9 protein-coding genes are annotated in these 9,235 nt (G+C 72.6%); 4 read left to right on the top strand and 5 right to left on the bottom strand.

Annotated features, from left to right (window positions below):
• Window positions 1–182 precede the first annotated feature (182 nt).
• The 4 genes from ACYQ8L_RS17380 to ACYQ8L_RS17365 all read left to right on the top strand — a co-directional run bounded on the left by ACYQ8L_RS17380 (window position 183) and on the right by ACYQ8L_RS17365 (window position 3,209).
• On the top strand, window positions 183–1,121 hold the full coding sequence (locus tag ACYQ8L_RS17380) for a hypothetical protein (RefSeq protein ID WP_459943084.1): 939 nt from the start codon (window positions 183–185) through the stop codon (window positions 1,119–1,121).
• A 78-nt stretch (window positions 1,122–1,199) separates the two neighbouring features.
• Entirely contained in the window at window positions 1,200–1,331 is a 132-nt protein-coding gene (locus ACYQ8L_RS17375) for a CD1871A family CXXC motif-containing protein (protein ID WP_459943083.1), read from the top strand.
• Window positions 1,332–1,338: 7 nt separating this feature from the next.
• Entirely contained in the window at window positions 1,339–2,220 is an 882-nt protein-coding gene (locus ACYQ8L_RS17370; protein ID WP_459943082.1) for a 4Fe-4S binding protein, read from the top strand.
• Window positions 2,190–3,209, top strand: a complete 1,020-nt coding sequence (locus ACYQ8L_RS17365) for a ribonuclease Z (protein WP_459943081.1) — start codon at window positions 2,190–2,192, stop codon at window positions 3,207–3,209. The genes ACYQ8L_RS17370 and ACYQ8L_RS17365 overlap by 31 nt, the downstream gene beginning before the upstream one ends.
• 96 nt (window positions 3,210–3,305) lie before the next feature.
• Here ACYQ8L_RS17365 and ACYQ8L_RS17360 read toward each other — a convergent pair whose 3' ends face one another.
• The 5 genes from ACYQ8L_RS17360 to ACYQ8L_RS17340 all read right to left on the bottom strand — a co-directional run bounded on the left by ACYQ8L_RS17360 (window position 3,306) and on the right by ACYQ8L_RS17340 (window position 9,139).
• Window positions 3,306–4,013, bottom strand: a complete 708-nt coding sequence (locus ACYQ8L_RS17360; protein ID WP_459943080.1) for a pseudouridine synthase — start codon at window positions 4,011–4,013, stop codon at window positions 3,306–3,308.
• On the bottom strand, window positions 4,010–6,025 hold the full coding sequence (gene fusA, locus ACYQ8L_RS17355; protein ID WP_459943079.1) for an elongation factor G: 2,016 nt from the start codon (window positions 6,023–6,025) through the stop codon (window positions 4,010–4,012). Before fusA ends, ACYQ8L_RS17360 begins: the two co-directional genes overlap by 4 nt.
• A gap of 28 nt (window positions 6,026–6,053) precedes the next feature.
• Complete coding sequence (locus ACYQ8L_RS17350) at window positions 6,054–6,668, bottom strand: GerMN domain-containing protein (protein WP_459943078.1); 615 nt, start codon at window positions 6,666–6,668, stop codon at window positions 6,054–6,056.
• Window positions 6,665–7,498: an HAD-IIB family hydrolase gene (locus tag ACYQ8L_RS17345; protein WP_459943077.1), complete on the bottom strand. Its 834-nt coding sequence runs from the start codon at window positions 7,496–7,498 to the stop codon at window positions 6,665–6,667. Before ACYQ8L_RS17345 ends, ACYQ8L_RS17350 begins: the two co-directional genes overlap by 4 nt.
• Before the next feature lie 240 nt (window positions 7,499–7,738).
• Window positions 7,739–9,139, bottom strand: a complete 1,401-nt coding sequence (locus tag ACYQ8L_RS17340) for an RsmB/NOP family class I SAM-dependent RNA methyltransferase (protein ID WP_459943076.1) — start codon at window positions 9,137–9,139, stop codon at window positions 7,739–7,741.
• Between the last annotated feature and the right edge of the window lie 96 nt (window positions 9,140–9,235).

Here is a 9,235-nt window from a genome sequence, read left to right as displayed (position 1 = left end):
CCCCCCTCTCCCCGGCCCTCTCCCCCTGAGGGGGAGAGGGAGGCAGACGGCAGCGGACTCCGCGCGCAAGGCGGTTCCCCCTCCCCGGGTGGGAGGGGGGGCGGGGGGAGGGGGATGTAAGGACGGTATACGGGGTCCGACTACCCAGGCATGACAACGAAACCCCGAAAGGAGACGAAACCATGCGACGACTTGCCCTGGCCCTCACCCTCCTGCTCGCCGCCTGTGCGGGCCAGCGGACGGGGACGCCGATGAAGGGGATGGACCATTCCGCCATGATGGGCGGAGCCCACAGCCATTGCGCCCAGTGCGAGACCAACGCCGGCCACCACATGCCGGCCCTCTCGCCCCGGGAGGTGGACCGGGGCTACCGGTTCCGGCTGGAAACCGACCCCGCCACGCCCAGGGCCGGAGAGGAGATCCGGATCACGGTGCGGATCGAGACGGCCGACGGTCGGCCGGCAACCGGGTTGCAGGTCCACCACGAACGGCTCGTGCATTTCCTCGTGGTGAGCGAGAACCTCGAGGAGTTCCACCACCTCCACCCCGAGGACTTCGGGCTCCTAACCGAAGAGGCGAAGGCCCAGGCCCGGTTCACCTTCCCGGTGACCCTTCGCTGGGGCGGCCGGTACGTGATCGCGGTGGACGCCGTGGACCAGGGCCGGGCGCTCCACAAGGAACTGGAGCTCTCCGTCGAGGGCCCGCCCCAGCCCCCCACCCGGTGGGATCTTTCCCGCACGAGGTCGGCCGACGGGCTCACCTGCGTTCTCCACACCATGCCCGACCGGATCGAGGCCCGGAACCGGGTGGAGGCGAACATCGAGATCAAGGCCGGGGGCGCCCCCGTGACCGACCTGGAGCCGTACCTGGGCGTGCTCACCCATCTCGCGATCTTCCGGGAGAACGCGTCGGGTTCGGCTCACACCCACGGCGGCGGCCCCGAGTTCGCCCACCAGCACTTCCACGAGCCCACCCCGGGCTACCGTGGCCCCAAGCTCTACTGGGGCCATGTGTTCACAGAACCGGGACGCTACCGGGTCTTTAGCCAGTTCCGACGGGCCGGCCGAGTATACACCGTGCCGTTCGACGTCGAGGTCCACGCCCCCCACGAAGGCCGGTAGGTTTGGGCAATCCGAACCGGATTTGCTAGAATCGCCGCCGACCCGCCCCACGAAGCACCCGGTTCGGGGAGGTGAGCGATGGGCAAGGCGTGGTGGGCGGCCCTCGCGGTGAGCGCCGCGGCGATCGCGGCCGGCGCGCACCTCGGGGAGGCCACCCAGGTCTTCATGAACGCGGCCAGCATCTGCCTGGCCTGCATGGGCATCGGGTAGGCCCGCCGTGCGCCACCGGGTCCAGGCCGTCGCCGCCTTCCTCCAGAACGCCTATCTCGCGTTTCCCTGGACCCGAAACCTCTACCAGGGCCCCCTGAAGAAGCTTTGCACCCCGGGGCTCAACTGCTACTCCTGCCCGGCGGCCGTCGCGGCCTGCCCTCTGGGCTCGCTGCAGCACTTCATCGCCGGCTGGCGGCCGGCCCTTCGGTGGGGCACCTACCGGCTCGGGTTCTACGTGGTGGGATTCCTCGCGGCCGTGGGGCTCCTCGGGGGGCGGTTCGCCTGCGGGTGGCTGTGCCCCTTCGGGTTTCTCCAGGAGGGACTCCACCGGATCCCGTCGCGAAAGTTCGGGGTCCCCCGGGTGCTCGGGGGGCTACGGTACCTGGTGCTCCTCGGTTTCGTGGTGGGGCTGCCGCTCCTCGCCACCGGGCCCATGGGCCACGGGGATCCCTGGTTCTGCCGGGCCCTGTGCCCCGCCGGAACCCTGGAGGCCGGGGGGCTGTTCTTCCTCATCCCCGAACTCCGGGAGCAGGTGGGTCCGTGGCTCTGGTGGAAGCTCGCCGCGCTGGCCGGGGTGATCGGGTGGGCCGTGACCAGCTACCGGCCGTACTGCCGCACCCTTTGCCCCCTGGGCGCGATTTATGGGCTCCTCAACCGTTGGAGCGCCCTCCGGATCGACCACGACCCCGCCCGGTGCGAGGGCTGCGAGGCGTGCCTCTCGGCCTGCCGGATCGGGCTCGACCCCCGCCGGGATTCGGGGAGCCCGGCCTGCCTGCGGTGCCTGACCTGCGCCACCCACGCCTGCCCCACCGGCGCCCTGGCCGTGAGCCTCGGGACCCGCCGGTTCGAACCGAGCCCGTGCGCCCCACGTTCCACCCCCACCTCGTGAACGGCCCCTTCGGGGACCCGGCCCTCCTGGTGCGGCTCCTGGGCCATGGCCGCACCCTGTTCCTGGACCTGGGGGACCTCCATCCCCTGCCGACCCGGCCGGTTCTGAAGGCGACCCACGCCTTCGTCACCCACGCCCACATGGACCACTTCTGCGGCCTCGACACGGTGGTGCGCTACCGGCTGGGCCGGGCCGGGGTGTTCCGGGTGGTGGGCCCCCCGGGCATCGCCGACCGGGTCGAGGGGAAACTGCGCGGCTATACCTGGAACCTGGTGCACGCCTACGACGAGGCGTTCGAGCTGGAGGTGCTCGAATGGGGGGAGGAGTCGGGAACGCTCTGGGCGTTTCCGGGCCGCGAGGGGTTTCCGCGCCGCCGCCGGGCCGAGGTGCCCCTGCCCGAGCCCGAACCCGGCCTCCGGCTGGTCCACGAAGAGCCGGCGTTCCGGGTGGCCGCGGCAGAGTTGGACCACCAGGTGCCGTGCCTCGCGTTTTGCCTCGAGGAACCCGTGCACGTGAACGTGGCCCGCGACGCCCTGGACCGCCTCGGGCTCCCCCCCGGCCCCTGGCTCCGGCCCGCCAAGCAGGCCCTGCAGGCCGGTTACTCCACAGACCACCCCGTCGAACTGCCGCACGGCGGCACGGTGCCCCTGGGGACCCTGCTGGAAGAGGGGGTCCTCCGGCTCACCCGGGGCCAGAAGCTCGCCTACGTCACCGACTGCCTCTGGGCCGAGCCCGGCATCTCCCGGGCCGTGGCCCTGGCCCGGGACGCCCACGTGCTCTACTGCGAGGCCGCGTTCCTGGAAGAGGACGCGGACCGGGCCCGGGAGCGCCACCACCTCACCGCGGCCCAGGCCGGGGAGCTCGCACGCCGGGCCGGGGTGGGGGAACTGCGGATCTTCCACTTTTCGCCCAAGTACCGCGACCGGGAACCGGAACTGCTCGCCGAGGCCGCCGAGGCCTTCGGGGGCCCGGTGGCGCTGGCGAAGTAAGGCCGCGGGTCGCAGGCCGTCGGGCGGCACTCCGCGGTGTCCGGGAACTTGCCGCCTCCCCCGGCGCCAGCCGTAATTCGCTCACCGGGGGGAACCTTACGTCGGCAGGTCCTCCCAACCCAGAACGGAAAACGCCTTCTCCCAGCGTTCATCGAAGGGGGCCTCCACCCGCACGGTTTCGCCGGTGGCCGGGCTGGGGAACGCGAGGGCCGTGGCGTGGAGCAGGAGCCCAGGGATTCCCAGGCGCTCCCGGAACAGCCGGTTGTGGCGGCCGTCGCCGTGGAGGGTGTCGCCGACGATGGGGTGGGAGATGCCGGAGAGGTGGCGGCGGATCTGGTGGGTGCGGCCCGTGATCGGTCGGACCTCCACGAGGCTGTACCGGGCCGCCGGGTACGGGCCCACGGGGATCGGGAGCTCGGCCGTGGCCAGCCGGCGGTACCGCGTGAGGGCCGGACGCATCGCGCCGGTTTCCCGGTCCTTGAGGGGCCGGTCGATCTCGCCCTCGGGCTCCGGCCACCCCCTGACGATGGCGTGGTAGCGCTTTTCGACGCGGGCCTCCCGGAACGCCAACGCCAGTTCCTGGGCCGCCTCGGGCGACAGGGCCATGACGAGGGCCCCCGACGTGGCCCGGTCGAGCCGGTGCACCGGGTACACCCACCGGCCCAGAAGGTCCCGCAGCCGCCGGAGCACGGAGTCCTTCTCCCGCACCTTGGGCACGGGGTGGACGAGGAGCCCTGCGGGCTTGGCCACCACCACGCAGGCTTCGTCTTGGTGGAGGACGGGAAGGGCCCCCTCCCTCGTCACTCCGCCACCCGGTCGTAGCGCTCGAACAGCATCTGGAAGGTGCCCCGGCCCTGGGTCTTGGAGCGCAGGTCCGTGGAGTACCCGAACATCCGGCGCAGGGGCACCAGGGCCTCGATCTCGGTGATCCCTGCACCGGCGCTCATGCCCTGCACCTCGCCCCGGCGGGCGTTGAGGTCGCCGATCACGTCGCCCACGTTCTCGTCGGGCACCTGGATCTGGACCCGCATGATGGGCTCGAGCTGCACCGGCCGGGCCTTGCGCGAGGCATCCCGGAAGGCCTGGTTGGCCGCCACCTTGCAGGCCATCTCGCTCGGGTTCTCGGGGTCGACCTCGATAGCCAGCACATCCACCGCCACGTCCTCCACCGGGTACCCCCCGAACTCCCCGCTCAGGAACGCCTCGCGCACGCCCTGCTCCACCGCGGCCACGGCGGCGTCGGGAATCTCGCCCGGCACCTCCAGGTGCACCCGGTTCCCCTCGCCCCGCTCCGCCGGGGCGACCCGCAGCCGCACGGTGGCCCAGTGGCGCTTGTCGCCCAGGGTCCGGTCGAAGGTGGCCTCGGCCTCGGCCTCGGCCTCCACCGTTTCCTTGTACACCACCTGGGGCCGGCCCACGTGGACCGGCAGGTTGAAGTCCTCCTCCATCCGGCGCACCAGCACCTCCAGGTGGAGCTCCCCCATTCCCGAGATCAGGGTCTGCCCGGTCTCCTCGTTCACCTCGTGGCGGAACGAGGGGTCCTCCTCCTCGAGCCGCCCGAGGACCTCCAGGAGCTTCCCCTCATCCTGGCTGCGCTGGGGTTCGATGGCCACGCTGATCACCGGTGGGGCGAAGGCGATGGTTTCGAGCAGGATCGGGTGGTCCTGGTCGCACAGGGTGTCGCCCGTTACGGTCCACTTGAGGCCGGTGAGCGCGATGATGTCGCCCGCTCGGGCCTCCACCTCCCGCTCCTTTTTGTCGGCGTGGAGGCGCAGCACGGCGGCCGGCTTCTCCACCTTGCGCCGGGTGGCGTTGTAGACCCGGCCGCCCTTGAACACCCCGGAGTACACCCGGACATAGGTGAGCTTTCGGCCGGTTTCCTGCTGGATCTTGAACGCCAGGGCCGCGAACGGCTCCTTCTCCGAGGCCTTGCGGACCTCCTCGGCGCCGGTGTCGGGGTGGATGCCCCGGACCGGGGGCACGTCCAGGGGGCTCGGCAGGTAGTCCACCACGGCGTCGAGCACGGGCTGCACCCCCTTGTTCCGGAGGGCCGACCCGGCGAGCACCGGCACCAGGCGGCCGGCCAGGGTCTCGCGCCGCAGGACCTTCCGCAGGTCCGCGGGATCGGGCCAGCGGCCCTCCAGGAACGCCTCGGCCACGGCGTCGTCGAAATCGGCGAGCACCTCCACCAGGGCCTCTCGCCGGCCCTCGAGTTCCTCGGCCTCGTCGCCCTCGGGCGCCCGGCGGCGCATGGTGGCGCCCAGGTCCGCCTCGTCCCATTCCAGGACCTCGCCGGACAGGAGATCGAGGCACCCCCGGAACCCGTCCTCGGCCCCGAGCGGCGTCACCACGGGCGCGGGCACGGCCCCGAGCTTCTCCCGCAGGCTCTCCAGGCACCGGTCGAAATCGGCCCCCACCCGGTCCATCTTGTTCACGAACACGATGCGGGGCACACCGTAGCGGTTGGCCTGGCGCCAAATCGTCTCGGTCTGGGGCTGCACCCCGGACACGCTCTCCAGCACCACCACGGCGCCGTCGAGCACCCGAAGCGACCGCTCCACCTCCACCGTGAAGTCCACGTGGCCCGGCGTGTCGATGAGGTTCAGGCGGTGGCCCTTCCACTCCACCCGGGTCGTGGCCGCGGTGATCGTGATGCCCCGCTCCTGCTCCTGACGCATCCAGTCCATGACGGCCTGCCCGTCGTGGACCTCGCCGATCTTGTGGGTGCGGCCGGTGTAATAGAGGATCCGCTCGGAAAGGGTGGTCTTTCCGGCGTCGATGTGGGCGAAGATGCCGAAGTTCCGGATGTCGCGCATGGGTCTGGCTCCCGTTCACGAACCCCGGTCACCGGCCCGTGAGACCGGCGTCGGGGGAAAGCGGCTCGGAGATCTTGACGTGCCCGGCCAGGGTCTCGCGCTCCTGACCGTCCACCAGGATCTGGACCTCCCGGACCCCGGGGACGTTTTCCACCACGGTGTGCACGAGGGCGAACACCGTGAGGAGCTCCCCCGAGGCCCCTCCCGCGGAGAACCCCTCCAGGCTCGTGCCGTCGAAGTCGAGGAGCGCAAGCCCCCCCTCTCCCAGGTACGCGCCCCGCAGCCGCACGCCCTTGGGGAGCACGCCGGCCGTCCCGGTCCCCCCGGGGCCGGAAGCCAGCTCCTCGACGAGCCGCGCCATGAGCTCCGGGGCACCGAGCCCGGCGGGGATCTCCCGTTCCTCGGCCACGAGCCGGGTCCAGCGGGGGTCGGCGAAATAGAGGGTCACCTTGTGGCGGGCGCGCCCCGCGGCCACGACCCGGTCCCACACCCCGACGGGCTCCAGGCGGCCGCTCCACCACAGCCACCCGGCCCCCGCCAGGGCGCCGAGCACGAGCACCACGACGAGACACCCCAACCGGCCCCAGACCGACCGGCTCGGCCGGGCCCGGCGGGCCGACGTGGACCTGCGCCCCCGGCTCATGGATCCCCTGTTTTCACCCGTTCGAGCCATTCCCGCACCGCCCGGTTCCATCCCACGGGGCCCTCGCCCGACACCCGCTGCACCCCGGCGGGCGCCCCTTCGAGGTGTCCTCCCCCGGGGCGCTCCACGAGCACCCCCTCGTCCACGGCCTCGAGGAGGGGAAGATCGTTGGCCGCGTCTCCCAGCCCCAGCGTCCGGGGCCGAAGCCCCTCGAGGGCCCCGACGGCTTCCACGAGCCACCGGACGGCCCGGCCCTTGTCGTTCGGGCCCAGGAGGTGCCAAAACCGGCCCCCCCGGGTGAGCTGAAGTCCCCGTTGGGCCAGGAACGCCTGGGCCCGGGACACCTCGCCCTCCGAGGGCTCCGGCTCCCAGAGAAACGGCTCGTCGAATTCCCGGGCCCGGGCCCGGGCCGCCCTTTCGGCGGTCAACCCGGTAACCCTCGCGACCTCCTCCACGGAGAGATCGCCGAACCCTTTGAGGTCCGCGCCGATCGCGCGCCGCAGCTCCCCGAGGGCCTCGCGAAGCACCGGGTACGGGGCGCCGAACACCTTGGCCGGCCGGGCTCCCAACCGATCCGGGAAGGCGCGTTCCCAGGGCGAGCGCCCCGTCAGGACCACGGCGCCCCCGTTTTCCACGATGAGGGGCCCCTCGACCCCGAGCTCGCGCTGGAGTTCCTCCATCTCGGCCCGGGTTTTGGAGGAGCACAGGACCAGCACGGCCCCGGCCTTCCGGAGCTCTGTGAGCGCCGGAAGGGCCGCGTCCCACCGGTAGGTGTGGTGGTCCAGGAGCGTGCCGTCCAGATCGGAGAAAACGAGCAGGGGTCTCGGCACCGGCACCCTCCGCGGGGGGTCCAAAGGCGCCCTCTTATAGCAACGCCGACGGGGCGGGGCAACCGATGACGGGAGCCAGGATTCAGAGGACAGAGGACAGGGACCGGGGACCCCGCGCCCCGGCGGTCCCGGACGAACCCCACATCCTTCGGCCACACGGGAGGTTTGGTGCTTCGGCGGTCAAACCAACGACCCGCGACCTCCGACCTGCGACGAACGGCCCTTTCGCCGCCCAGCCGCCTAGCCGCTGAGCCTCCCGAGCCTCGCCAGGAAGAAGGCGTCGCCGGTGTATCGGGGCAGGTTCGCCGGAAGGCGCAGGATCCCGGCCTCGGCCCCCGGCACGTCGAGGAGCGGTTCGTGGCCCGTGCGGTCGCCCAGGGGGGCCGGTGCGAACTCCGGGTGGCGGGCCAAAAACGCCTCGATCTGGGCCTGGTTTTCCGGCACGAGGAGGCTGCAGGTCACGTACACCAGGAACCCGCCCGGCCGGACCCACCCCGCGACCCGATCGAGGATCTCGGCCTGCAGCGCGGTCAGGCGCCCCAGGTCCTCGGCCGTCCACCGCCAGGCCACGTCGGGGTTTCGCCGCAGGGTGCCCGAGGAGGAACACGGCACATCCACGAGCACCAGGTCGTAGGGCGCCCGGCGTCCGACGGCCTCGGCGGACGCCTCGACCCGGATGTTCCCGAGCCCGGCCCGCCGGGCCCGACGCCGGGTGTCCCGGAGCCGCGCCGGGTCGGCGTCGTGGGCCACCACCTCGCCGCGCCCCCCCATGGCGGCCGCCAGGGCCAGGGCCTTCCCGCCGCCGCCGGCGCAGAAGTCGAGTACCCGCTCCCCGGGTTTGGGATCGCACAGACAGGCGACGAGCTGGCTCCCCTCGTCCTGGACCTCCACCCGTCCCTCCCGGACCGCGGGCAGGACCAGCACGTTGTGCCTCCCCGCAACCCGGATGCCCCAGGGGCTCCGGGGCGTGGGCGACACCGGCACCCCCGCGTCCCGGAGCTCCCGGAGCACCGCCGGCCGCTCGGCCCGGTGGGCCTGCACCCGGAGCGTGAGCTCCTGGGGCCGCCGGAGCCTCCCCAGCTCCCGCACCGCCTCCCCCACCCGGGCCCAAGGCCCGGCGTCGAGCCACCAGCCCGGCACCCCGAAGAGCCCCTCCAGGGCCTCCCGCACGGGGCCCCGGCCCGGAATCTCGGCCTTTCGGTGGGCTTCCAGGCGCTCGACCCACCGCTCCCGGAGGCGCTCGAGCCGGCCGAGGGCCTGGAGCCACGGCGCGACCCCGCCGGGGAGGTGGGGCACCTTCCCCGGGTCCTTGGCCCCCAAGCGGTCCAGGAACGCCAGGAGCAGGAGGTCGCCGTCCCCGGGGACGGCCTCGGGCAGTGCCCGCCGGATCGCCTCCCGGTTGCGCGCCAGGTGGTACACGGCCTCGGCCAGGATGGCCCGGTCGTTCCGGCCCATGTTCCGGCGGGCCCGGGTGTGGGCCTGGAGCGCCCGATCCAACGGCGGCCCGCCCCCGAACACGAGTTCCTCGAATCCCGCGGCGGCCCGCAGGATCCGCACGGCGTGGCGCGGGTTCACGTCGGCGAGCCGCCCTCCCCACCAGGCCCACCGGGGCAGGCGGGGTCCGTTCGTCGTCTTGGTCACGTGGACTCCTGCGGGAAGGCTAGAAGGCCAGGAAGCTGGAAAGTTACGAAGACCAACGAAAGTATTGTCAGGTCCACGGCGTCGCTACGGAAACCC

The organism is Deferrisoma palaeochoriense (assembly GCF_054656955.1).
The sequence above is the reverse complement of the archived record's forward strand: the minus strand, read 5'-3'. Positions and strand labels throughout refer to the sequence as shown.